Source organism: Nitrobacter hamburgensis X14, assembly GCF_000013885.1.
GTDB classification, from domain to species: Bacteria; Pseudomonadota; Alphaproteobacteria; order Rhizobiales; family Xanthobacteraceae; genus Nitrobacter; species Nitrobacter hamburgensis.
The window spans coordinates 2,274,995-2,299,518 of the sequence record NC_007964.1 but is presented as its reverse complement, the minus strand read 5'-3'; the positions used below and the strand labels follow the sequence as shown (position 1 = coordinate 2,299,518).

15 protein-coding genes and 1 tRNA gene are annotated in these 24,524 nt (G+C 61.5%); 11 read left to right on the top strand and 5 right to left on the bottom strand.

Features of this window, described 5'->3' with window-relative positions:
* Nucleotides 1-8 precede the first annotated feature (8 nt).
* Nucleotides 9-752: an amino acid ABC transporter ATP-binding protein gene (locus NHAM_RS10525; RefSeq protein WP_011510544.1), complete on the top strand. Its 744-nt coding sequence runs from the start codon at nt 9-11 to the stop codon at nt 750-752.
* 15 nt (nt 753-767) lie between these two features.
* Here the strand turns inward: NHAM_RS10525 and NHAM_RS10520 are convergent, their stop codons facing one another.
* The gene (locus NHAM_RS10520) at nt 768-1,808 is read right to left on the bottom strand and encodes a cysteine synthase A (protein WP_011510543.1); all 1,041 of its coding nucleotides are present in this window, start codon (nt 1,806-1,808) and stop codon (nt 768-770) included.
* A 660-nt stretch (nt 1,809-2,468) separates the two neighbouring features.
* On the opposite strand from NHAM_RS10520, the gene NHAM_RS10515 reads away from it, so the two are divergent.
* From NHAM_RS10515 to NHAM_RS10495, 5 genes are all read left to right on the top strand, one after another.
* Entirely contained in the window at nt 2,469-3,884 is a 1,416-nt protein-coding gene (locus NHAM_RS10515) for an efflux transporter outer membrane subunit (protein ID WP_049769326.1), read from the top strand.
* Nucleotides 3,874-5,238, top strand: coding sequence for an efflux RND transporter periplasmic adaptor subunit (locus tag NHAM_RS10510; protein WP_011510541.1), 1,365 nt, complete (start codon nt 3,874-3,876; stop codon nt 5,236-5,238). The genes NHAM_RS10515 and NHAM_RS10510 overlap by 11 nt, the downstream gene beginning before the upstream one ends.
* A gap of 65 nt (nt 5,239-5,303) precedes the next feature.
* Entirely contained in the window at nt 5,304-8,432 is a 3,129-nt protein-coding gene (locus NHAM_RS10505) for an efflux RND transporter permease subunit (RefSeq protein ID WP_011510540.1), read from the top strand.
* On the top strand, nt 8,432-11,530 hold the full coding sequence (locus NHAM_RS10500) for an efflux RND transporter permease subunit (RefSeq protein ID WP_011510539.1): 3,099 nt from the start codon (nt 8,432-8,434) through the stop codon (nt 11,528-11,530). The genes NHAM_RS10505 and NHAM_RS10500 overlap by 1 nt, the downstream gene beginning before the upstream one ends.
* 73 nt (nt 11,531-11,603) lie before the next feature.
* The gene (locus NHAM_RS10495; RefSeq protein WP_011510538.1) at nt 11,604-12,320 is read left to right on the top strand and encodes a tRNA-uridine aminocarboxypropyltransferase; all 717 of its coding nucleotides are present in this window, start codon (nt 11,604-11,606) and stop codon (nt 12,318-12,320) included.
* Nucleotides 12,321-12,679: 359 nt separating this feature from the next.
* On the opposite strand, the gene NHAM_RS24005 is transcribed toward NHAM_RS10495, so the two are convergent.
* Entirely contained in the window at nt 12,680-13,330 is a 651-nt protein-coding gene (locus NHAM_RS24005; protein ID WP_011510537.1) for a class I SAM-dependent methyltransferase, read from the bottom strand.
* Nucleotides 13,331-13,784: 454 nt separating this feature from the next.
* Here NHAM_RS24005 and NHAM_RS10485 point away from each other — a divergent pair.
* Nucleotides 13,785-13,858, top strand: a tRNA-Cys gene (locus NHAM_RS10485).
* A gap of 82 nt (nt 13,859-13,940) precedes the next feature.
* Here NHAM_RS10485 and NHAM_RS10480 read toward each other — a convergent pair.
* Nucleotides 13,941-14,135 (bottom strand): hypothetical protein, encoded by a 195-nt coding sequence (locus NHAM_RS10480; RefSeq protein ID WP_011510536.1) that lies wholly within the window; start codon nt 14,133-14,135, stop codon nt 13,941-13,943.
* A gap of 350 nt (nt 14,136-14,485) precedes the next feature.
* Between NHAM_RS10480 and glmS the strand changes: the two genes are divergently transcribed.
* Together glmS and NHAM_RS10470 are read left to right on the top strand one after the other, a co-directional pair.
* Nucleotides 14,486-16,312: a glutamine--fructose-6-phosphate transaminase (isomerizing) gene (gene glmS / locus NHAM_RS10475; protein WP_011510534.1), complete on the top strand. Its 1,827-nt coding sequence runs from the start codon at nt 14,486-14,488 to the stop codon at nt 16,310-16,312.
* Between the two features lie 154 nt (nt 16,313-16,466).
* Entirely contained in the window at nt 16,467-17,186 is a 720-nt protein-coding gene (locus NHAM_RS10470; protein WP_198137035.1) for a DUF502 domain-containing protein, read from the top strand.
* A 3-nt stretch (nt 17,187-17,189) separates the two neighbouring features.
* On the opposite strand, the gene recG is transcribed toward NHAM_RS10470, so the two are convergent.
* Nucleotides 17,190-19,289 carry an ATP-dependent DNA helicase RecG gene (gene recG / locus NHAM_RS10465; protein WP_011510532.1) on the bottom strand — a complete coding sequence of 700 codons (2,100 nt, stop codon included), beginning with the start codon at nt 19,287-19,289 and terminating at the stop codon, nt 17,190-17,192.
* 159 nt (nt 19,290-19,448) lie between these two features.
* Here recG and NHAM_RS10460 point away from each other — a divergent pair, with 159 nt between their 5' ends.
* Together NHAM_RS10460 and mfd are read left to right on the top strand one after the other, a co-directional pair.
* Nucleotides 19,449-19,739 carry a succinate dehydrogenase assembly factor 2 gene (locus NHAM_RS10460; protein ID WP_011510531.1) on the top strand — a complete coding sequence of 97 codons (291 nt, stop codon included), beginning with the start codon at nt 19,449-19,451 and terminating at the stop codon, nt 19,737-19,739.
* Nucleotides 19,739-23,260 (top strand): transcription-repair coupling factor, encoded by a 3,522-nt coding sequence (mfd, locus tag NHAM_RS10455; RefSeq protein ID WP_011510530.1) that lies wholly within the window; start codon nt 19,739-19,741, stop codon nt 23,258-23,260. The genes NHAM_RS10460 and mfd overlap by 1 nt, the downstream gene beginning before the upstream one ends.
* A gap of 5 nt (nt 23,261-23,265) precedes the next feature.
* Here the strand turns inward: mfd and NHAM_RS10450 are convergent, their stop codons facing one another.
* Complete coding sequence (locus NHAM_RS10450; protein ID WP_011510529.1) at nt 23,266-24,501, bottom strand: GGDEF domain-containing protein; 1,236 nt, start codon at nt 24,499-24,501, stop codon at nt 23,266-23,268.
* Between the last annotated feature and the right edge of the window lie 23 nt (nt 24,502-24,524).

Sequence of the window (24,524 nt, the reverse complement as noted above, 5' to 3'; positions counted from 1 at the left end):
GATTAGCCATGACAGACGCAAACGCCATCGTTTCCATCGCCGGCCTCAACAAATGGTACGGCAGCTTCCACGTGCTGCGGGACATCGATCTCGATGTGGCCCGCGGTGAGCGCGTCGTCATCTGCGGACCTTCAGGCTCGGGAAAATCGACGCTAATCCGCTGCATCAACGCGCTCGAGGAATTTCAGGAAGGCCGGATCGTCGTCGATGGGATCGAACTTGGTCCCAATCTGCGGCGCGTCGAGGAGGTTCGACGCGAGGTCGGAATGGTTTTCCAGAGCTTCAATCTGTTTCCGCACCTGACGGTGCTCGAAAACTGCACGCTTGCTCCGATCTGGGTCCGCAATATCCCGAAGAAGGATGCCGAGGCGGCGGCGATGAAGTTTCTCGAGCGTGTCAAGATTCCCCATCAGGCCAACAAGTATCCCGGCCAGATGTCCGGAGGTCAGCAGCAGCGCGTGGCGATTGCGCGCGCGCTCACGATGAATCCGAAGGTCATGCTGTTCGACGAGCCGACATCGTCGCTCGATCCCGAGATGGTCAAGGAAGTGCTCGACACCATGGTCGATCTCGCCAAGGAAGGCATGACCATGCTTGTGGTCACGCACGAAATGGGATTCGCCAGGGAAGTGGCCAACCGCGTCGTGTTCATGGATGAGGGACAGATCATCGAATCCAATACGCCGGCTAACTTTTTCGCCAATCCGCAACATCCGCGAACCCAGCTCTTCCTCAGCCAGATCCTGCGCTGAGACTGGTACGACGCCCTAAACTTGCGCGAGGGGGACCTTCACCGTGCTCCGCCGCTCCAGCCATTGCGGCACGGGAAGATTTTTGGAACGCATGAAGTCCGGATTGAACAGCTTCGACTGATAGCGGTTGCCGGAGTCGCACAGGATCGTCACTACGGTGTGGCCGGGTCCCAACTTGCGTGCGAGTCGAACCGCGCCGGCGACGTTGATGCCGGTGGAGCCGCCAAGGCAAAGCCCCTCGTGTTCAAGCAAATCGTAGATCACCGGCACGGCTTCCTCGTCGGGAATGAGATAGGCCTCGTCGACCCTGGCGTTGGCGATCACCGGCGTCACCCGTCCAAGGCCGATTCCCTCGGTGATCGAACCTCCCGGGGTCGCCTTGGCCACGCCGTTCTTGAACAGCTCATACATGGCCGCCCCGCACGGGTCCGCAACGCCGATGACGATGTCCTTCTTTTTCTCCCGCAGGAAAGCGCCGGTCCCGGCCAGCGTGCCGCCGGTTCCGATCGAACAGATGAAGCCATCGACCTTGCCGCCGGTTTGCTCCCAGATTTCGGGGCCCGTCGAAACGTAGTGAGCCTTGGGATTGTCGAGGTTGTTCCACTGATCGGCAAACAGGACGCCGTTCGGTTCGGACTTGCGCAATTCGTCCGCGAGCCGTTTTGCGATGTGCTGATAATTGTTCGGATTGCTGAAGGGGAGCGCCGGGACCTCGACCAGCTCGGCTCCGCACAGCCGCAGCATGTCCTTCTTTTCCTGGCTCTGCGTTTCCGGGATGACGATCATCGTGCGGTAGCCGCGCGCGCTGGCAACGACAGCGAGGCCGATGCCGGTATTGCCGGCCGTGCCTTCGACCACGAGGCCGCCGGGCTTGAGATCGCCCCGCTTTTCGGCTTCAAGGATCATCTGTTTGCCGGCGCGATCCTTGACCGACTGACCCGGATTCATGAACTCGGCCTTGCCGAGAATGGTGCATCCCGTCGCTTCGGATGCGTGCTTCAACTTGATAAGCGGTGTGTTGCCGATCGCTTCGACGACGTCGTTGTTGATTCTCATGAGGTGCAGATCTTGTCGGCCATTGGAGGAATTGAGGATAACCCTAGTTGAGAGGCGAGGGAGGTACAAGGGTGCGAGGACGGCCGATCACCCGACCGGTTTGAGTTGCGTTGCTGTTCGTATTGCGTTGCTATTCGTATTTTGCGAAGAACTTCCGCACATAGGCGTTTCCTGATCGGTCGGCTCCGCAACAGGCGAAATGATCCGCCTGGTCAGGCTTCGAGTCGCGCAAGGAGAGCTTTCGATCCGAGAATCCTCGGCGGCGTGTCGCCCGCGCCACTGCGCTGCATGAAATCTTGGTAAGATTGCCGGGACCGCTCGCGACCTGATCGTCCGGAAAGCCAGTTAAAACGGGGCTTTTTGATAAATCAGGTTTCCTGCAGTGGGGACGGCGCCAATAGAACGTATCTAATGTTCGCGACCGTGCGGGACTGTCCGGCGACTATTCGGGCCGCTAGAATAGGGCGGTTCCAGAAGGAAGCATTGCCACCGTGACCGCGTTGTTTTTTATATTTGAAAAAGCTGCTACGTGGGCGCTGCGACCTCACGCGAATGCCTATCATCGCCTCTGCCGCCCCCTGGGGGACCGGCGTGGGTGATTCTCCTGCGAAGGCCTTGAGCGGTTTACAAGGGGTTGCGAGGTGGATTCATCGCTCCGCCATGCTTCTCCCTATGTTGGCGATGGTGGCAACGTCGGCTGGCTGCATCCTGACCAGGGATCTTCCCGATCCGGCGCTGGACATTCCGGCCGGGTACAAGGCCGCGCGGCTGACCACGACTGAGGCTCCGCCGACGCTCGACTGGTGGCGTGGCTTTCGCTCGCCCGAACTGACGGACCTGATGGAGGAAGCTCAGACCGTCAATCTGGACATTGCAGCGGCGACGGCGCGGATCATTCAGGCCGATCAGCAAGCCCGGATCGCGGGGGCGGCGCTGTTGCCGAGCGTCAGTGTCGGGGGGCAGGAAACCTATTCCCGCACGTCGGGCTCGAGTTCCAGCGGCCTGACCAACCGCGGTCGGGAAGTTGTGAACTACTCGTCGTCGCTGAGCGCCGCCAGCTATGAGATCGATTTCTGGGGCAAGAACCGCGATGCAACACTGGCCGCAGAGGAAACCGCGACCGCGAGCCGCTTTGATCGCGACGTGGTGGGCCTGACGACTCTCACCAGCGTTGCGAATGCCTATTTCCAGGTTCTCGCAGCGCAAGACCGTATTCGTACCGCCGAGCGCAACATCGCCAGCGCCGTGCGCATCCTCGACGCGATCAAGCAGCGGCTGAGCGCCGGCACCGGGACCGATCTCGACGTGGCGCAACAGGAAAGCGTGCTGGCAAATCAGCGCGCCGCCGTTCCGCCGCTTCGTCAGATTTTGGCGCAGAACATCAACGCACTCGCGACGCTGGTGGCTCGTCCGCCGGAAAGCGTGAAGGTCAAGGGCGGCTCGCTCAACCAGATCGCCGCGCCGCGGGTGACGCCGGGCCTGCCGTCGGAATTATTGACACAGCGTCCGGACATCCGCCGTCAGGAGGCGCAACTCGCATCGGCTACCGCGAACGTGGGCAGCGCGCGCGCGCAGTTTTTCCCGAGCATTCAATTGACCGGGCAGGGTGGCTACCAGAGTTCGGCCCTGGTCGCGCTGTTCCAGCCCCAGGCCGCATTTTTCAGTCTCGCCGGCGGACTGACGCAGCCGATTTTCGACGGCGGCAGGATTCTCGGCAACTTCGAGTACACAAAAGCGAAACAGGACGAACTGCTTCAGACGTACCGCAAAACAGTGGTTTCGGCGTTCGCCGACGTCGATAACGCGTTGATCGCGATCCGTCAGACCACGGAGAGGCTGCGCCTTCAGCGGAAGGTCGTGACCGCCTCACGCAGGGCATTCGAACTCGGCGAGCAGCAGCTTCGGGCCGGCACAGCCGACATCGTAACCGTGCTGAATACGCAACTGACGCTGTTTCAGGCGGAGGATTCGCTGTCGCAGGCACAGCTTGCGCGACTACTGGCAGTCGTGAGCCTTTATCAGGCCCTGGGCGGCGGCTGGGAACCAAAAATTGAGAGGCCGGGCAATGCTCTTTAAACCGGGGCTGGACGAAACCGCGAAAGCAGCCGGCGACGGGATGCCTGACAAGGTGACGGGTCGCGGCCGGCGACCTGCCGTGCGGATCGCGATCACGCTCCTGATCGTCGGAGGACTCGCCTATCTCGGCTGGACCGCGCTCGCGCAAAAGAAGCGCGACGCAAGGGGCGGACGTCCCGATCTCGCAGTACCGGTGCTTGCCGCAACGCCGCGCATCCAGGACGTACCGGTCTACCTCGATGGCGTCGGAGCCGTCCGGGCTCTGAACACGGTCGTCGTGCGCTCGCAGGTCGACGGCAAGCTGATCGCCGTCAATTTTACTGAGGGGCAGGACGTCAAGAAAGACGACGTACTGGGCGAGATCGATCCCGTGATCTACCAGGCGCAGTACGATCAGGCGGTCGCGAAGAAGGCCCAGGATGAAGCGCAACTGGCCAACATGCGCCTCGATCTGAAGCGCTACCAGCAACTGGCCGCCTCCAATGCCGGATCGAAGCAGCAGGCCGATACGCAGAGTGCGGTCGTTGCGCAGCAGGAGGCGCTCGTCAGGGCCGATCAGGCCGCGATCGACAACGCCCAGGCTATGCTCGGCTATACCAGGATTGTCGCGCCGATCTCGGGCCGTGCGGGCCTGCGCCAGGTCGATCGAGGCAACATCATCCATGCGTCCGATGCGACCGGACTTGTCATCATTACGCAGCTTCAGCCCATCGCTGTGCAATTCAGCCTGCCGCAGCAGCAGATTACGCGTGTGAATGCAGCAATGGCGAAGGGCGCCCTCGCAGTCGATGTATTCGGAAATGACGGAACGACAGTTGTCGATACCGGCAAGCTGATCGGCGTCGACAATCAGGTCGATCCGACGACCGGCACGTTGAAGCTGAAGGCCGAATTTCCGAATGGACACTTCCAGCTCTGGCCCGGCCAGTTCGTCAACGTGCGCCTCAAGGTGGAAACGCTGTCGCAGGCGACGGTCATACCGACGTCAGCGGTACAGCGTGGTCCGCTCGGAACCTTCAGCTATGTGATCGGAAGCGACGATATCGCGACAGCAAAGCCCGTGACGGTGACGCAGCAGGACGAAAAGGACGCGGTGATCGCCAAGGGCATTGCTCCCACGGATCGGGTGGTGACCACGGGATTTGCCAATCTCTCCGACGGTGCAAAGGTGACCGTCAGCCAGAACGATCAGACGCCGACGGCCGATCTGGCGCCTCAGAAGCGACAAGGTAAACGCGGCGCTCGTCAAGGCGGCGAGCGCCGCGGCAAGCGGGACGAGGGAAGTCAAAAGCAGTCGGGCAGCGGGGTGCAGAAAAACGGGCAATCGAGCGGCAACGCAAAGACTCAACCGTGATCCCGGAGGCAGGGCGCTGAGCATCGAACCCGCGGCAGCGAGCTGCCAGACATGAGCTGACAGACATGGGCGTCTCCGAACCGTTTATTCGTCGTCCGATCGCAACCTCCTTGCTCGGGATCGCGTTGATGATCGGAGGCGCGCTCGGCTATTGGGCGTTGCCGATCTCGGCTTTGCCGCAAGTCGACTTCCCGACAGTGCAGGTGAGGACCCAGTTGCCGGGCGCGAGTCCCGATGTGGTTGCGTCGCTGCTGACCGCGCCGCTGGAACGCCAGCTCGGGCAGATCCCATCGCTGTCGTCGATGGCATCGACAAGCTCGTTCGGCGTCAGTCAGATTTCCCTGCAATTCAACCTGGACCGCGATATCGACGGCGCCACGCAGGATGTGCAGGCGGCGATTAACGCCGCCGCCGGGATACTGCCGAAAAACCTGCCGTATCCGCCGACATACGCCAAGGTGAATCCTGCCGACGCGCCGGTGATGACGCTCGCGCTGACGTCGGACACGGTCTCGCTGCGCGCCATGAGCGATATTGCGGACACCATCCTGACCCAGCGTCTCAGTCAGATTTCGGGCGTGGGGCGCGTTTCCGTGCTCGGAGGTCTGAAGCCGGCGGTGCGTGTCCAGGCCGACCTCGCACGGCTGGCCGCCTACGGCATTTCAATGGAAGATTTGCGCGCCGGGATTGCCGGCGCCAATGTTTCAGGCCCAAAGGGCTCGCTGGACGGCGCGCAGCAAGCCTACACCATCGCCGCCAACGACCAGATCGCGGTGGCGGACGCGTACAAGCCCATCATTATCGCCTATCGCAACGGCTCTCCGGTCACGATTGGCGATGTCGCCCAGATCGTCGACGGACTGGAAAACGACCGCACCGGCGGCTGGTATAACGGAACGCCGGCCGTCATCATCGATATCCAGCGCCAGCCCGGCGCCAATGTGATCGAGGTCGTCCGGCAGATCCGGGAGGAGATTCCGAAGGTCCAGCGTGCGATTCCCGCCGGTGTTAAACTGACGGTCGTCAGCGATCGGACCGTGACGATCCGTGCCTCCGTCCACGACGTGCAATTCACGCTCATTCTCAGTGTCGTGCTGGTCACGCTCGTGGTGCTGCTTTTCCTGCGCTCGCTGCGGGCGACATTGATCGCGGGAGTGGCGCTGCCGCTGTCGCTGATTACCAGTTTCGGCATCATGTATTTCGCCGGATTCAGCCTCGACAACCTGTCGCTGATGGCGCTGACGATCGGCACCGGATTCGTGGTCGACGACGCCATCGTGATGATCGAAAACATCGTCCGTCACATCGAGAACGGCGAGAGCGTCATGGAAGCCTCGCTCCGGGGTGCGAGCGAGATCGGCTTTACCGTGATTTCGCTGACGGTCTCGCTGATCGCGGTGTTCATTCCGCTGCTGTTCATGTCCGGGCTGGTCGGGAGGATGTTCCGCGAATTTGCCCTGACCCTCACCATCGCGGTTGTCACGTCCGCTATCGTGTCGCTGACTTTGACGCCGATGATGTGCTCGCGGCTGCTGAAGCACTCCGGGGGGGAGCGAGCGGTTCCGGGAATGGCGGCGGTCAGCCGCAGTATCGATCGGATGGTCGAGTTCTACCATCGTACGTTATTATGGGTGCTGCGGCATCAGCGCGCGACACTGGTTGTGGTGTTTGCGACAGTCGCCGCGACGATGGTCCTCTATGTCGTCGCGCCCAAGGGCTTTCTGCCCTTGCAGGACACGGCATCGATCACCGCGGTGACTGAAGCGGGTCCGGATGTATCCTTTGCCGAAATGCGAAAGCATCAAGCCGAGGTGGCCAACGTCATCAAAGAGGATCCGGACGTCACGGGCGTTGTATCGGTCATTGGTGCCGGCTCCGTGAATCCAACGACGAATGTCGGACGCCTGGTGATGACGTTGAAGCCGCGGAGCGACCGCCGCGACGATGTAGCTGTCGTTATCGCGCGGTTGAAGGAGCGCGTTGCCCCGATCCCCGGCATGACGGTTTATTTTCAGCCGGTGCAGGATGTCCAGATCAGTACGCAGTCGAGCCGTTCGCTATATCAGTACACCCTAACGGGGACGGATGCCGCCCAGGTTTCGGAGTGGGCCCGCAAACTGGTTGCCGAACTGCGTCGCGATCCGCTGTTCCAGGACGTATCATCCGAAGCTCAGGAAAACGGACTGCGTGCAGCGCTGCACATCGACCGCGCCCGCGCGGGCCAGCTCGGCGTCAGCCTCCAGGGTGTCAACGACACGCTGAACGATGCCTTCGCGCAACGGCAGATATCGACCGTTTACGGGCAGGCCAACCAATATCGCGTCGTGCTGGAGGCCTTGCCGCAGTATCAGCGCGACCCCTCGATCCTCTCCAAGCTTTATCTGCCGGGTCTTGCCGGCGCACAAGTGCCGCTGTCCGCGGTCGCAACGCTGACCCGAACGACGGCGCCGCTGTCGATCTCGCATCACGCGCAATTCCCGGCGACGTCGCTCAGTTTCAACCTTGCTCCGGGAGAATCGCTCGGCGATGCCGTGGAGCGGGTCAAGACCATCGAGACCCACATCGGCATGCCCTCAAGTATCGTCGGTGTGTTCTCCGGCGATGCGGCGGAGTTCTCCAAATCGCTTGCCGGACAACCCTGGCTGATCCTGGCTGCGCTGGTCACGATCTACATCGTGCTGGGCGTATTGTACGAGAGCTACATTCATCCGATCACGATTCTCTCGACGCTGCCTTCGGCGGGTGTCGGCGCCATTCTCGCGTTGATGCTGTTCGGACAGGATCTGTCCGTCATCGGCCTGATCGGCATCATTCTTCTGATGGGCATCGTGAAGAAGAACGCGATCATGATGATCGATTTCGCGCTCGAGGCCGAGCGCCATCAGGGCATGTCGCCGACCGAGGCGATCGTGCAGGCATGCCTGCTCCGGTTCAGGCCAATAATGATGACCACGCTGGCGGCGCTGTTCGGCGCGCTGCCGCTGGCGATCGAAAGCGGCACCGGCGCGGAACTGCGATTTCCCCTTGGCATCTCGATCATCGGCGGCCTGCTGCTCAGCCAGTTGCTTACGCTTTACACCACGCCCGTGATCTATCTGGCGCTGGATCGGCTGAACAAGCGGATCGAGAAAGCCGTTCCGACGGGCGGGCCGGAGCAGCCGCCGATCGCAGGTACGACCGAGGGAATGCAGTAGTGGCCTCGATCTCCGAGCCGTTCATCCGAAGGCCGGTCGGTACCACGTTGCTGGCGATCGGCCTGTTTCTGATCGGAGTGGTCGCTTACGGGTTCCTCCCGGTGGCTTCGGTGCCGAATGTCGATTTCCCGATGATCAGGGTGTCGGCGAACCGGCCGGGGGCGGCGCCTTCGGTGATGGCGGCGACCGTCGCCGCGCCGCTGGAGCGCCGGCTCGGCGAGATCGCCGGCGTCGATCAGATCACATCCACGAGCACGCTTGGCGCCACCAGCATCCAGTTGCGGTTCGCCATCGGGCGCGACATCGACCACGCGGCACGCGACGTGCAGGCGGCGATCAACGCCTCGCTCGCCGATCTGCCGACCGATCTGCCGACATTGCCGAAATTCCGCAAGGCGAATCCCGCTGCGGCACCGGTCTTTATTCTGGCGCTGACGTCAAAAACCATGTCGACCAGCGCGATCTATGATGTGGCCGACACCGTTATCGTTCAGCGCATCTCGCAGGTTCCGGGTGTCGGCGAGGTTTCCGTAAGCGGCGCCGATCAGCCGGCCGTCCGGATTGCGCTCAACCCGGTGGCGCTCTCGAACGCGGGCATCTCGACCGACGATGTCCGCACCGCGATCGTGAACGCGAATCCGCTTGGCCCTGTCGGAATCTTCAATGGCGGCCGCCAGAGCGAGACGCTGTCGACCAACCGGCAGATGCGGACGGCGGCCGAATTTCGCGACATCGTTATCAAAAGCTCCGGAGGGAATTTCGTCCAGCTCTCGGACGTGGCCGACGTCAAGGATGCCACGCGGAACAGCCGCTCCATCGCCTGGTTCAACAAGCAACCCGCGGTGCTGATCCAGATCACCAAGCAGGGCGATGCCAATGTCATCGACACCGTCGACCGGGTGAAGGCGATTATCCCTGAACTCAAGCAGTGGATTCCGGCCGGTGTCGAAATATCGACCCTCGTTGACCGAACCGGCTCGATCCGCGCCAGCGTGGACGACATGGAGTGGACGTTGTTGGCGACGGCGTTTCTGGTGATGGTGGTGGTTTATGCGTTCCTCCGCCGTTTCACACCGACCGTCGCCGCCGGTGTGTCGGTTCCGCTGGCGCTTGCGGGTACATGCGCCGGGATGTGGCTGGCAGGCTTCTCCATCGACAACCTGTCCCTGATGGCGCTGGCCATTTCCGTCGGCTTCGTGGTCGACGATGCCATCGTCATGATCGAGAATATGTACCGCAACCTCGAGCAGGGGCTGCCGCCTTACCGGGCTGCGCTCGAAGGAGCGAAGCAAATCGGTTTCACGGTGCTGTCGATCAGCCTGTCGTTGATCGCCGCATTCACGCCCCTGATCTTCATGGACGGCATGGTCGGCCGGTTGTTACGAGAATTCTCGCTCACCCTCACATTTGCGATCGTGGTGTCGACCGTCGTGTCGTTGACCGTCACACCGATGATCTGCGCCCACTACATCAAGCACGCGACATCAGCCGATGCGACCCGGTTCGACCGGCTGGTTGAAGGCTTTCTGTCGCGAGTCGTGGCGTTCTATACGCGGACGCTGCGCGTCGTGCTCGGCTTTCCCATCCTGACGCTGCTGGTGTTCTTTGCGACGATCGCCCTGACAGTGACGCTGTATATCAAGATGCCGAAGGGCTATTTCCCGATCGACGACAGCGGCTTCGTGATCGGCTCGACGCGAGCGTCGGCCGACGTTTCCTTTCAGTCCATGCTCGGGCTTCAACAGCGCGTTATGGATATCGTGATGGCAGATCCTGCCGTGCAAGGGATCGGCTCCTCCATCGGCGGCAGCAGCACGCGCGGAGGCTCAAATCGCGGATTCATGTATATCACGCTGAAGCCGCCGGCCGAACGGGGCGGGCTGACGACCCAGCAGGTGATCGACCGGATGCGCCGGAATCTCGGCGATGTGCCGGGCATCAGGCTGTTCATGTTCGCGGCGCAGGACATTCGCGGCGGCGGACGCCAGAGCGATTCCAACTACCAGTATACGCTCTCCAGCACCGACCTCGATTTGTTGCAGAAGTGGGCGCCCCTCGTCGCCAAGCGCATGGAGACGGTGGAGGGGATCACGGACGTTTCCAGCGACCGCGACCCCGGCGGTCTGCAACTGACCTTGTCGATCGACCGGCCAAAGGCATCCAGCCTCGGCGTCAGGGTTCAGGATATCGACAACGCACTCAACAATGCCTTTTCGCAACGACAGATTTCGATCGTTTACACCCAGCGCAACCAGTATCAGGTCATTCTGGAAGTCGATCCGCAATTCCAGCAAGACCCATCCAACCTGGAACGCATCTTTGTCGCGGGGGCTGACGGAGTGCAGGTGCCGCTGTCTGCCGTCGTCCGCTATCAGCGCGACCTCTCACCGCTCGCCGTTTATCACTCGCAGTCGTTTCCATCGGTGACGGTGTCCTTTAATACGTTGCCGGATGTGGAGCTTCAGGAAGCGACCAGCAATATTCAACGCGCGGTCGATGAATTGCACATGCCCGAGGGCATTCGCGGAAGCTTCGAGGGCAACGCGGCCGATTTCCGCAAAACGTCGGGACGGCAGCCGCTGCTGATCCTCGGCGCGCTTGTCGCGGTGTATATTGTGCTCGGCGTTCTCTACGAGAGCCTGGCGCATCCGCTCACCATCATCTCGACCTTGCCATCCGCCGGTCTCGGCGCACTGCTGGCCTTGCAGATCACCAATACGTCGCTGACGATCATTGCATTTGTCGGAATCATTCTTCTCATCGGCATCGTCAAGAAGAACGGCATCATGATCGTGGATTTCGCGCTGGATGCCGAGCGCCAACGCGGCCTGTCGTCCACGGACGCCATATTCGAGGCATGCAGCGTGCGCTTCCGGCCCATCCTCATGACCACTATGGCGGCGATTTTCGCCGCGATACCGCTGGTGCTCGCAACCGGTCCGGGCACTGAACTAAGACGGCCCCTCGGCATCACCATCATCGGCGGGCTGCTCGTTTCACAGGTTCTGACGCTTTACACGACACCCGTGATCTACCTCCTGATCGACCGGTTGCGGCGGCGAGGCGAGGCTGCTCCGGCGATCGCGCCGGCCGAGTAGGCGGGACGGCGATCGGTTTCCTTGCCGGATGGACGGGCGCGGCGTATAGCGGGCAATGTCCAGGAACTCCGAGATGGCCGCCGCTGACACAAGGCAGGACGCGATTCCGGATTGCCAACGGTGCCACAAACCGTTGGCACTCTGCATTTGCGACAGCGTCGAGCCGATCAGGAACAGGACATCGCTCTTGATCCTGCAGCATCCCCAAGAGCAGGACAGGGCTCTCGGGACCGCCCGGCTGACGGCGTTACATTTCCAGGACGCCGTGCTGAAGATCGGGCTGTCCTGGCCGAGCCTGTCCCGGGCGCTGGGCCGGACGGTGCATGATCCGTCGCGCTGGGCGGTGCTTTATCTCGGATCGGCCAGGGCCGACGATCTCAACACCGACCGCGCGATCGTGGCGATCAACCGCAAGGGCGAGATGGAGGACGGTCAGCGCGCCATCCTCGCGGACATCGAGGGTTTGGTGCTGCTAGACGGCACCTGGAGCCAGGCCAAGGCGCTGTGGTGGCGCAACGCATGGATGCTCAAATGCCAGCGCATCATTCTGGGACCGCGCCAGCCCTCACGTTATGGCAAGCTTCGCAGGGAGCCTCGTTGGGACGGGCTCGCCACGATCGAGGCCGCGGCGATGATGCTCGCCGGTCTCGAAAATCGTCCGGACATCGAGACGACTTTGCTCGCGAGTTTTGAGCGGATGCTGGCGAAATATCGTGAGGTCCAGGCGACGATGCCCGAACTCGCGCCCCGGCCGAAACCGAGCAGGGATTATCGGCGCCGCCGCGCCTGACCAACCGTTTCGGCAGGTCGTCGAAGGGTATCGAATTTCAGAACCTTTTCGTGGCCTGCACGAGCAGCTTGCCTAAGCGGAGGATCTATCTTGATCCGATTCGAGGGCCACGTGGCGGAGTGGCAGGTTGCGATGGTTGCGCAGGGGTCGCATATCGCAGCTTGTGCCAGCGCGACATCGGGTCCGTGCGGTACGGCCTGATTAGAGCCTTTTCGCTTCTGATGGCAGAAGCGGGCTCTATGATTTTGATTTGACGCGTTTTCTTCCCACGAACCGGTACCCACTTCGCTCGAAAACGCTCCAGCATTCGCAACATCAGGATTTTTAGGCAACCCTGAAGGGCGTGAACTGGAAAAGCCTTATTTGATGAAATCAACGATGATCGAAATAGCCTTGCCGCCGGCCCTCAGGTCCCGCGGAGGACACCTGAAAACGAACATTTCGTTCTCGGGAAATGAATTCGTCACCGAAGTCTCATCGTCCAGCCAATAATGGTGGAAGGTGATTTTCGAAGATTTCCTGATCTCGGATCGCAGGATCAAATCTAGCACATGCTCGTAGGTTGGAAACCATAGATGGGCAGAACCATCGGTCATGAATACCGTCTTGTAGGCTGCATTTTTGGTGTCGTACTCGACTTTCGCGCCCATCATCAAGTCAGCGAGCACGTTCCCTTTATGATCAAAGACAGTCCGCGCCTTAAGTAGAGGACTGCGATAGTCCGGCACACTGAGGCGGAAAATGCCACCCGGCACCAATACGCGATAGACCTCATCCAAAAGACTTGGAACGCGATCTTTCGGGATGTGCTCCATCACATCCTGCGCCTGGATCTTTTTGATCGAATTGTCCGGCACCGGAAGCGGATCGTTCAAATCGTGCTTGATCTCTCGTTCAGATCGAGGAACGAGACAAAGACCAACGAAATTAGGGATCTTGTACTGCGGCTCTGTTTTACCGAGATTGCCGAAATATAAATACGGGTCCTCGGGAAGCCCATCTGCAACCATGAAATCCCTCGTCAACCGCTTTAATGGCTGGAGAATTTGGTGAAGTCTCCATGGTGGTCCAGTCAGGAAAAGAGCTGCAATTCTGTGGCCGTTTTCAGGCGGGCCGGTATCGACAGGTCGTCATCATCGTAGAACCAGGGTGAATGCTCCACATCACACACGGTACGGAATCGCGCGTCGAGCGATTCGACGACGGGCGATGGAAGTCCGAGCTGTGCGTTGGGAGCACAGCCTCATGCATCGTTTAGAGCGTTTTCGAGCGAAGTGGGTACCGGTTCGCGGGAAGAAAACGCGTCAATCAAAATCATAAAGCCCGCTTCTGATAAGGCTCTAGAACGCAACGTGGACAGCAGTTTCAGAAATGCCGCAGATCGCAGTTTCAGATTTCTCAGCAATCCACGTCTCAGCAAGGTTGCCTAAGTGGCTGACACTCTATAATCATCCCGGGCCAAGGGGCCACGTGGCGGAGTGGTTACGCAACGGTCTGCAAAACCGTGTACTCCGGTTCAATTCCGGACGTGGCCTCCATCAACATAATCAATATCTTACGATGATTATTTGATGAATCTTTTAATCTTTACCGATGCGCCGATCAGGCTCGCCGTATCATTCAGCAAGCACCGTTCCATCCATCGGGAAAAGGAAAAAACGGCCAGGCGACCTGATTGTCGTTAGCAGCCTGCGGCGGCTTGTCGAAATGCAGCTCGTCGAAATCCGACAGGCCGTTCAGCATGGCTTCTTCAATGCGCGGAGCGATCGCGGCGCTCACTGCGCTAAGCAACCGTTCAAACTCGACTTCACTCATGTGTGCCTCACTTTTTTCTTGCGCACACCGTGACAAAAAGGGTTTGGGCTCCCGTTGCAGGAATCGCTAAAATTGTTTCAATCGCGCGTTAAAATTCAAAGCGGCTTTGAGCACCGAACATCGGTGACTTACGGCGCGATCCTTGATGCGACGGATTGTCGGTCCACGGACATCGAGGTTACCGAGCGGTTAATCGGGGGGCGGCTACGTTATGACGTCGCCGGCCATCGCGGTGATTTAACCCTGTCGCAATCGGCAATAATTATTGTTTCCTTGCGTTCCAGGCTTTTCGTTAAGAGGGCACGAGCCTTTTCTGCAATTTTTCTGCGATCTTGGAGATATTGATCCGCATGTGCGGCATTGTCGGAATTTTGGGACGCAGTCCCGTTGCGGATCAATTGGTTGATTCGCTCAAGCGCCTCGAATACCGCGGCTACGATTCCGCCGGCATCGCGACACTGGAGGGAACGCATCTGGCGCGTCGTCGCTCCGAGGGCAAGCTGCGGAACCTGGCGGCGCGCCTGCGGGCCGAACCGCTGGCCGGGCGCGTCGGGATCGGACACACGCGCTGGGCAACGCACGGCAAGCCGACCGAGAACAACGCGCACCCGCACGCGACCGAGCGTGTGGCCGTCGTTCACAATGGAATCATCGAAAATTTCCGCGAACTGCGCGAAGAGCTTCAGAAAAAAGGAGCGGTCTTCAAGACCGAAACCGATACCGAGACGGTTCTGCATCTCGTCGACGGCTATCTTGCCGCCGGCATCAACCCGGTCGAAGCGGTCAAAGCCACGTTGTCGCGGCTTCGCGGCGCCTTCGCCCTCGGTTTTATCTTCGCAGCCGACGATAACATTCTGATCGGTGCGCGCAACGGACCTCCGCTGGCCATCGGGTATGGCGACGGCGAGATGTATCTGGGATCGGACGCGATCGCGCTGGGGCCGTTTACCGATACGATCAGCTATCTCGAGGACGGCGACTGGGCGGTTTTGACCCGCGAGGGCGCGACCGTCTACGACCACCGGAGCGCCGTCGTTCAGCGCGACGTCGTCAAGCAGAGCGCCTCGACCTCCCTGGTGGACAAGGCCAACTTTCGTCACTTCATGGCCAAGGAAATCCACGAACAGCCCGAAGTGGTCGGGCATACGCTCGCCCGCTATGTCGACATGGCAGCGGAGCGTGTGTTGCTTCCGGTGAATCTTCCGTTCGATTTTCGTGATATCAAGCGGGTCTCGATCATCGCGTGCGGGACCGCGAATTACGCCGGTTACATCGGAAAATACTGGCTGGAGCGTCTGGCCCGGCTGCCCGTCGAGATCGATATCGCATCGGAATTTCGCTATCGTGAAGCGCCGCTCAGCGAGGGCGACCTCGCCATCTTCATTTCGCAATCCGGCGAAACCGCTGACACGCTCGCGGCACTTCGTTATGCGAAGGAGCACAGGCTGCATACGCTGTCGGTCGTCAACGTGACGACATCGACGATCGCCCGGGAAAGCGAGACGATGCTGCAAACCCTGGCAGGCCCTGAGATCGGCGTCGCTTCGACCAAGGCTTTCACCTGCCAGTTGATGGTGCTTGCGGCGCTCGCGATCGCCGCCGGCAAGGCGCGCGGCGAACTATCCGAAGAGGACGAATCCCGGCTTGTGCACGGCCTTATCGAAATTCCGCGACTGATGTCGGAAGCGCTGAACACCGAACCGCAGATCGACAGGCTCGCGCGCGACATCGCCAAATCAAGGGACGTCCTGTATCTCGGGCGAGGCACCAGCTACCCGCTTGCGCTGGAGGGGGCGCTCAAACTCAAGGAAATTTCCTACATCCATGCGGAAGGCTACGCCGCAGGCGAACTCAAACATGGACCGATCGCCCTGATCGACGAGAACATACCGGTGGTGGTGATCGCCCCTTATGATCGCGTTTTCGAAAAGACCGTGTCCAACATGCAAGAGGTGGCGGCGCGAGGCGGCAACATCATTCTCATGACCGACGCAAAGGGGGCAGCGGAGGCGACTATCGAGTCGCTGGTGACGATTATCCTGCCCGACATGGCAGCCACTTTTGCTGCGCTGGTCTATGCGGTTCCAGTGCAGTTGCTGGCCTACCATACCGCGGTCGTAATGGGCACGGATGTCGACCAGCCGCGCAATCTGGCAAAATCCGTCACTGTCGAATAAGACCGCAGGCCGCAGGGCGGTCCATCGCGCCGCATGTAAAGTCTGCTAGAATGCCTATATGAGCAGATATCAGTCATTTTGACGTCTTTAATCTGGAACTACGATGACCCGTGACAATCCTTCGAGCGGCGCGCCAGGCGACCATCACCCGGACATGCCCCGCGGCGTCATCGCGCGATTCCGGAATTATTTTCTGACCGGCCTGATCGTAGCCGGCCCGGTTGCTATAACACTTTACCTGACCTGGTGGTTCGTGAACTGGGTCGACAGCCTGGTCCGGCCGTTCGTTCCGATCGCGTATCGGCCGGAAACGTATCTGCCTTTCGGAGTGCCGGGATCAGGCTTGATCGTTGCGGTGTTCGCGCTGACGATGCTCGGCTTCCTGACGGCCAACCTGATCGGCCGGACGCTGGTCGATCTTGGCGAAAGACTGCTGGGCCGGATGCCGGTGGTGCGGGCGATCTACCGCGGACTGAAGCAGGTCTTCGAAACGCTTTTTTCCGGGTCCGGATCGAGCCTCCGCAGGGTTGGTCTCGTTGAATTCCCGTCGCCCGGCATGTGGTCGATCGTCCTCATTTCGCAAGTGCCGAGTGAGAATGTTGCCGCCCGACTCCCCGGCCAGGAAGAGCATATCTCCGTGTTCCTGCCTTGCGCGCCCAACCCGACCACGGGCTTCTTCTTCTACGTACCCAAGAGCAGGGTCGTCGAGATCGACATGAGCACGGAGGAAGCGGCAACTCTGATCATGTCCGCGGGCGTCGTTCAGCCAAATTCCGACCCGCAGAAGAAGCTCGCGGCTCTTGCAGAGATGGCCGAAGCGGCGCGCGTGGCGAATGATTCTGCCCTTGCGCCCCAGACTGCAAAGGTCGACTGACGTTCAGCCCGCACCGATCAGGGGCAGCGCTTCGTCGCGCTCAAACAGATACAGCAGGCATCGCAAAGCTTCGCCGTGCGCGCCCGTGAGCTTCGGATTCTGCTTCATGATACGCAAGGCTTCGTCGCGAGCCTGCGTGATGAGTTGGGCATGAACATCGGAGCGCGCAATGCGATAGCCGGGCAGGCCGCTTTGACGGGTCCCGAGCACGTCGCCTTCGCCGCGCAGCTTCAGATCTTCTTCGGCGATACGGAAGCCATCCGCGGTTTCCCGGATCACCCGCAGCCGTGCGGCTGACACCTCGCCCAGCGGTTCCCGGTAAAGCAGCAGGCAGGTCGATGGCTCCGAGCCGCGGCCGATCCGGCCCCGCAATTGATGCAGTTGCGCAAGGCCAAAGCGTTCCGCGTTCTCGATGACCATGACGGTCGCCGCCGGCACGTCAACGCCGACCTCGACGACGGTTGTCGCCACCAGCAGATTGATTTCGGCCGCCGCGAATTGCGCCATCACGCGATCTTTCTCCAGGCCTCGCATTTTGCCGTGAACAAGGCCGACCTTGTCGCCGAAGCGGGCCTTGAGGCTGTCGAAGCGCTGCTCAGCATCGGTCAGGTCGACGGTGTCGGATTCCTCGACCAGCGGGCAGATCCAGTAAACCAGCTTGCCGGCCTTCACGGCGCGGCCGACCGCTTCGATCACCTCGTTCAGGCGGCTGTCGGGGAGGGCGCGGGTATCGATCGGCTGCCGACCAGCGGGCTTTTCGCGCAATTCGGAGACGTCCATGTCGCCGAAATAGGTGAGAACGAGCGTGCGCGGGATCGGTGTTGCGCTCAGGACCAGCACATCCACGGCCTCGCCCTTGGCGGTCAGGGCGAGGCGCTCACGCACCCCGAAACGGTGCTGTTCGTCCACCACCGCAAGCGCCAGCGCCTTGAACGCCACATCGTCCTGGATCAATGCGTGGGTTCCGACCAGCAAGTCGATGTCGCCGTTGGCCAGGCGTGCAACGATCTCGCGCCGTTCCTTGCCTTTCTCGCGGCCGGTCAGGATCGCAACACGCAGGCCGGCCCGGTCGGCCAGCGGTGCGACGGTCTTGATATGCTGGCGGGCAAGGATTTCGGTCGGCGCCATCAGGGCCGTCTGCTTGCCGGCCTCAGTCACCGCGGCGGCGGCGAGCAGCGCGACGACCGTCTTGCCCGAGCCGACATCGCCCTGAAGCAACCTCAGCATCCGCACCGGCTGCCGCAAATCATCGCTGATCGCGGCAGCGGCCTGCTGTTGAGATGCGGTCAGGGCGTAGGGAAGCGCGTCGATAATCCTGTTGCGCAGGTGCCCGTCGCCGGCGTGTCGGCTTCCAGCCGGCCGGCGAAGCTGCGCGCGCACCAGTGCCAGCGCGAGTTGTCCGGCAAGCAGCTCGTCGAAGGCAAGGCGTGACCAGAACCGGCTTTCCGGGAGAATGTCGGTCAATTCCAGCGGGACGTGAACGCGATGGAGCGCTTCTTCCAGCGGCGGGAAGCTGCACCGGCGCAAAATGTCCGGACCGATCCATTCGGGCAATAGGGGGAGCCTTTGCAGGGCCATCGCGATCGCGCGCCGCAAGGAGCCCAGCGCCAGCCCCTCGGTGAGGGGATAGACGGGATCGATGCCCGAAAGTTTTGCAAACCCGGCCTCATCGACCACCCGGTCGGGGTGCACGATCTGCAAGCTACCGTCGAATATCTGCGCGGTGCCGGACACGTAGCGCTTGGTTCCGACGGGAAGCAACTTTTCGACGTAGCCCGGCTGGGCGCGGAAGTAGGTCAGCACGACGTCCCCGGTCTCGTCGCTGGCATAGACCAGATGCGGCGCGCGCGAGCGTCCGGACGGCGTAGGGCGATGCCGGTCGACGGTCACCTCCAGTGTCACGACGGTGCCGGGAACGGCATCGCGGACCTTGGGTCGCGCCCTGCGATCGATGACGCTTCCAGGCAGGTGAAACAGCAGATCGATCAGGCGCGGGGTTTCGTCGCGCCCGAGCAGATACCGGAACAGCTTGTCCTGTCTCGGGCCGACGCCGGACAGGCTGGTCACCGATGCAAAGAGAGGATTGAGCAGTGCAGGGCGCATCAAGCGTTTCGACAAAAAGTGAGGTGGACCGGCCGCAAGCCTTGAATGCAATTTGCGGATTATGCAATGCGCGGACAGGTGCTGACATCCCCGACCGCGAGGGCTATATGGTGCCGGCCCGGCTCGTCCGGGCTTTTGGCGTTCGGATGGGATTGACGGATGACGGGATCGACACGATCGAGCGACGGCCTGGATGACCGCCGCAAACGGCTGCTGTTTCGCTGCTGGCATCGCGGGATGCGCGAGGTGGACCTGATCCTCGGCCGGTTCGCCGATGCAGAAATCGGTTCGCTGACCGATTCGGAATTGATCGATCTCGAAAGCCTGATCGAGGTTCCGGACCCGGACCTTTATGCCGCGCTAAGCGGCGGCGCTCCGCTGGCCCCCGAATACCGGACGGCATTGTTCAATCGTATAAAATCGTTCCGCACGTCAGGGCAGGGCGCGTGATGGCGGCAGTTCGATCACCGGCGGAATCGCTGTCGCCCGGCCGTCCGCTGACGCTCGCGAACGTCGCGGAAGGTGCCGAAGGGCTCGTCGTCTCGGACCTCGCGCGGGCTATCAAGGCCAAAGCGGGACGGCAGGCTTCGGCCGTCAGCCTCGCCGTGGTCTGCCGGGATGGCCCACGCATGCAGCAACTGGCGCGTGCGCTTGAGTTCTTCGCGCCTGATATTTCGGTGATGCAGTTTCCGGCGTGGGACTGTCAGCCCTATGACCGGGTCTCGCCGCACGGCGGCATCCTTGCCCAGCGGCTCACGACACTGGCGCGCTTGTCTCGTCTGACCGGCAGCGAGGCGCCTTTGATCGTACTCACGACGGTCAACGCCATCCTGCAACGGGTGCCCGCGCGCGCGATCGTCGCGTCTCAAGCCCTGTCGGTCGCGCCCGGCCACGTGGTGCCGATGGACTCGATCGCCGCGTGGCTGGAGCACAACGGCTACAATCGCTCCTCGACGGTCCGCGAACCCGGCGAATACGCCGTGCGCGGCGGCATCCTCGATCTGTTTCCGTCCAGTCTCGACCAGCCTGTGCGGTTCGATTTCTTCGGCGACTCGCTGGAGTCGATCCGGTCGTTTGACCCGGAAACCCAGCGCACACTGCTCGACGTGCGTTCGCTCGATCTTGTGCCGATCTCCGAATTCCAGTTCGTCACCGAAACCATCCGGCGTTTCCGGATGGGATATGTCGCCGCTTTCGGTGCGCCCGGCCGCGATGACCTGTTGTACGAGGCCGTCAGCGAGGGGCGGCGGCATCCGGGCATGGAGCACTGGCTGCCGTTGTTTCACGAGCGCATGGACACGCTGTTCGATTATCTCGACGGCGCGCCCATCGCCATTGAACCGCAGGGGGAAGACGCAGCGAACGAGCGTTTCAAGCAGATCGTCGATTACTACGAAGCGCGGCGCGAGGCCCTTGAGCACCCAGGCGGCGGTGCGGTCTACAAGCCGCTTCCGGTCGACCGGCTTTATCTGACGCCGGATGAATGGGCGAAGCGCGTCGATGAAGCCGCGCTGGTGCGACTGACGCCTTTCGCGGTGCCTGACGAGGCCGTCAATGTCATCGACGCCGGCGCGCGGCAGGGGCGGAATTTTGCACCCGAACGGGCAGATGCCGCCGTCAACGTTTTCGCGTCCGTCGTATCCTATGTGCAGGCCTTGCAGGCCGCGCGAAAGAAAGTCGTCGTCGCGTTGTGGAGCGAGGGTTCGCGCGACCGCATGGCGAGCATGCTGAGGGATCACAAGCTGCTCAATCTGACCAGCGTCAATGCTTGGCGCACGGTTCAGGCCACGCCCCGCAATGAAGTGATGCTGGCGGTCGTCGGCATGGAATCGGGATTCGAGACCGAGGCCGTCGCGGTCGTCAGCGAACAGGATATTCTCGGTGATCGTCTGGTGCGGCCGCGCAAGGCCAGCCGTAAACTTGAAAATTTCATCTCGGAAGCGACCAGCCTCGCGGCTGGCGATCTCGTCGTGCACGTGGAGCACGGCATCGGACGGTTCACCGGTTTGCAGACGCTCGAGGTGGGCGGTGCGCCGCACGATTGTCTGGAACTGCGCTATGCGAACGAAACAAAACTGTTTCTGCCGGTCGAGAATATTGAACTCCTATCCCGCTACGGCTCCGATCACGCCAACGTCGAACTCGACCGCCTCGGCGGCAGTGGGTGGCAGGCCCGCAAGGCCAAACTGAAGAACCGCATTCGCGAGATCGCAGGCGAACTGATCAAGATCGCCGCGGCGCGGCATTTGCACGAAGCGCCGAAGATGCCGGTACAGTCCGGCCTCTATGACGAATTCTGCGCGCGCTTTCCCTACGAGGAAACCGAAGATCAGCTCGGCGCGATCCATGCGTCGCTGAAAGACCTCGAGAGCGGGCGGCCGATGGATCGGCTGATCTGCGGCGATGTCGGTTTCGGCAAGACCGAGGTGGCGCTGCGGGCGGCGTTCGCCGTCGCGCTGGACGGGAAGCAGGTCGCTGTCGTGGTGCCGACGACATTGCTGGCGCGCCAACATGCCAGGACATTCACCGAACGGTTCCGCGGTTTTCCGGTCAACGTCGCGCAGGCGTCGCGGCTGGTGTCGTCGAAGGAGTTGGCTCAGGTCAAGAAGGGGATTGCCGACGGCTCCGTCGATATCGTCGTCGGCACCCATGCGCTGCTCGGAAAATCCATCAAGTTCAGGGATCTCGGACTTCTCGTGGTGGACGAGGAGCAGCACTTTGGCGTCAGTCACAAGGAGCGTCTCAAGCAGTTGCGAGCGCAGGTGCATGTCCTGACGCTGAGCGCGACTCCAATTCCGCGCACGCTGCAACTGGCGCTGACGGGCGTACGCGATCTTTCAATTATCGCTTCGCCGCCGGTCGATCGCCTCGCCGTCCGCACCTTCGTCGCGCCGCACGATCCCTTGATGATCCGCGAGGCGCTGCTGCGCGAACGCTATCGCGGCGGCCAGGCCTTCTATGTGGTGCCGCGCATCGACGATCTCGCCGAGGTCAAGGATTTTCTCGACAAGCATGTGCCGGAGATGAAGGTCGCCGTTGCCCACGGTCAGATGGCGCCGACGGTGATCGAGGACATCATGTCGGCTTTCTACGACGGAAAGTACGATGTCCTGCTCTCGACCACCATCGTGGAGTCGGGTCTCGACATCCCGTCCGCCAACACCCTCATCGTGCACCGCGCGGACATGTTCGGTCTGGCGCAGCTTTATCAGTTGCGCGGCCGGGTCGGCCGGTCGAAGCTGCGCGCCTACGCGCTGTTCACACTGCCCTCGACGCACAAGATCACGGCGCAGGCCGAGCGCCGGCTTAAGGTTCTGCAGTCGCTTGAAACGCTGGGGGCCGGCTTCCAGCTTGCGTCGCACGATCTCGACATTCGCGGCGCCGGCAATCTGCTCGGCGAGGAACAGTCCGGCCACATCAGGGAAGTCGGATTCGAGCTCTATCAGTCGATGCTGGAGGAGGCGATCCTGAATCTGAAGGCTGGCGTTGCGGAGCCGGCCGCTGATCAGTGGTCGCCGCAGATCACCATTGGAATGCCGGTTTTGATTCCGGAAGATTTCGTCGCGGATCTCGCGGTGCGGCTGTCGCTGTATCGCCGGCTTGCCGACCTCGACACCGATGACGAAATCGAAGATTTCGGTGCGGAGTTGCGTGATCGCTTCGGTCCGCTGCCGGATGAAGTCCGGTACCTGTTCAAGGTCGCGGCCATCAAGGCCTATTGCCGCCGCGCCAATGTCGAGAAGGTGGATGCCGGGCCGAAGGGCGCTGTGATTTCCTTCCGTGACAACAAGTTCGCGCAACCCGATCGGCTGATCTATTTTATTCGTCAGCACGGACAGGCGGCAAAGGTCCGCCCAGACATGAAGGTCGTGTTCTTCCAAAATTGGGAAACGCCGGAGGAACGCCTGACGGGAACCACCGAAGTCATGCGCCAGCTCGCCAATCTCGCGGAAGATCGCAAGGCGGCATAACGCGGTTACGATGCCGCGCGGCACGCCTCGTCATTCAATCGGGCGAGAATCGAGTTTGCGGAATCGTCGGGCCGGGACACCGTCAACGCGACATGGGGATCGACCCGCAGTGCTCGTTTGTTGCTGTGCGCCGTATGCTTCATCACGCTCGCAAGCCGCCGCGTGATCACGTGGGCATTGCGCAGATCTGCGTCGGCGAAAACCACAATGATCGACCCGTCGTTTTCGAGCGTGCCGAAATCCATTCGGCGCATCAGCCGACTCAGAATGCGCGCCGCGTCGAATAGCGGACGCTCCTGCTTCTGGTCGAGCGAAAACCGAGCGACGGAGAACCTTCCATCATGGGATTGGGCCTGATCGATCGCCGTGGCGAGCTCGCGATGGAAGGCATCCACGGTCAGAAGGCCGGTTCGCGGGTCCAGCAAGCCGCCCGCATCGAGAGATTTCAGCGTACGATGGAGGCGCGCCTCGAATGCGTGTTGCCGGACCAGGGGCAGGAATGTGCTTACGATATGGGCGGGCTCGCCTGGCATCGCTTCGAGATTGGGGAGATCATAGGTCGCTACCAGGCTGCCGGTCGTGACCGCGATCGGCAGATTGCGAAAGCGGGTGTCTTCCGCCAGCACGGTCAGAAGCGCGTCAACCACACGCTGGGTAAACCCTTCGCTGATAATGATGCCGTCCAGCTCGCGCGCGTTGAGGTGCTTCGCCGCCGCCTCGATGCTGAGCGCGCCGACAACACCGAGCCGTTCGCCAAAAGCAACCGATAGCGTCGGATAGGCGGCGCCGCGCCCGATCAGAAGAACGGTTGCGTCATGGATCGGATCGTTGTTCGGTTCGCGTATCGGCACAGCCGGATTGCTCGCAAGCCGCCGCAGCACGGTCGTGTGCAGCGCCCGTACGCGCAGCGCCGCCTTGAGACGCGCGCCGAGCCGATCGGATCCGCCGGTCGAGGATGAATACGGAAGTGCGTTGCCCGGGCAGGGCCTTATGGGATCGGCGACGATCAGCGGAACGTAGGGCTGCATTGCAGCGACCTGGCTCGCAAGCCTACCGAATGCTGTGCCCGCGCCTTCTGTCGTGGCGACAAACACGGCGGCGGGATGAAGCCGCTCGACCGCCTTCGATACCTCCGACCAATCGATATCGACGACGGGAGATATGTTCAGGCAGGATAGGAACGTGACCGACGGTTGGCGCTCTCGGGCTGCGACAACGACGATCGGGCCTTGCTGGGACATTTTCGAGGAACTCGGATACGCAA

Excerpts from the sequence above, each read along its gene's own strand:
- NHAM_RS10525 (WP_011510544.1), top strand. The coding sequence starts at position 9 with ATGACAGACGCAAACGCCATCGTTTCCATCGCCGGCCTCAACAAATGG.
- NHAM_RS10520 (WP_011510543.1), bottom strand. The coding sequence starts at position 1,808 with ATGAGAATCAACAACGACGTCGTCGAAGCGATCGGCAACACACCGCTT.
- NHAM_RS10515 (WP_049769326.1), top strand. The coding sequence starts at position 2,469 with ATGCTTCTCCCTATGTTGGCGATGGTGGCAACGTCGGCTGGCTGCATC.
- NHAM_RS10510 (WP_011510541.1), top strand. The coding sequence starts at position 3,874 with ATGCTCTTTAAACCGGGGCTGGACGAAACCGCGAAAGCAGCCGGCGAC.
- NHAM_RS10505 (WP_011510540.1), top strand. The coding sequence starts at position 5,304 with ATGGGCGTCTCCGAACCGTTTATTCGTCGTCCGATCGCAACCTCCTTG.
- NHAM_RS10495 (WP_011510538.1), top strand. The coding sequence starts at position 11,604 with ATGGCCGCCGCTGACACAAGGCAGGACGCGATTCCGGATTGCCAACGG.
- NHAM_RS24005 (WP_011510537.1), bottom strand. The coding sequence starts at position 13,330 with ATGGTTGCAGATGGGCTTCCCGAGGACCCGTATTTATATTTCGGCAAT.
- NHAM_RS10480 (WP_011510536.1), bottom strand. The coding sequence starts at position 14,135 with ATGAGTGAAGTCGAGTTTGAACGGTTGCTTAGCGCAGTGAGCGCCGCG.
- glmS (WP_011510534.1), top strand. The coding sequence starts at position 14,486 with ATGTGCGGCATTGTCGGAATTTTGGGACGCAGTCCCGTTGCGGATCAA.
- NHAM_RS10470 (WP_198137035.1), top strand. The coding sequence starts at position 16,467 with ATGCCCCGCGGCGTCATCGCGCGATTCCGGAATTATTTTCTGACCGGC.
- recG (WP_011510532.1), bottom strand. The coding sequence starts at position 19,289 with ATGCGCCCTGCACTGCTCAATCCTCTCTTTGCATCGGTGACCAGCCTG.
- NHAM_RS10460 (WP_011510531.1), top strand. The coding sequence starts at position 19,449 with ATGACGGGATCGACACGATCGAGCGACGGCCTGGATGACCGCCGCAAA.
- mfd (WP_011510530.1), top strand. The coding sequence starts at position 19,739 with ATGGCGGCAGTTCGATCACCGGCGGAATCGCTGTCGCCCGGCCGTCCG.
- NHAM_RS10450 (WP_011510529.1), bottom strand. The coding sequence starts at position 24,501 with ATGTCCCAGCAAGGCCCGATCGTCGTTGTCGCAGCCCGAGAGCGCCAA.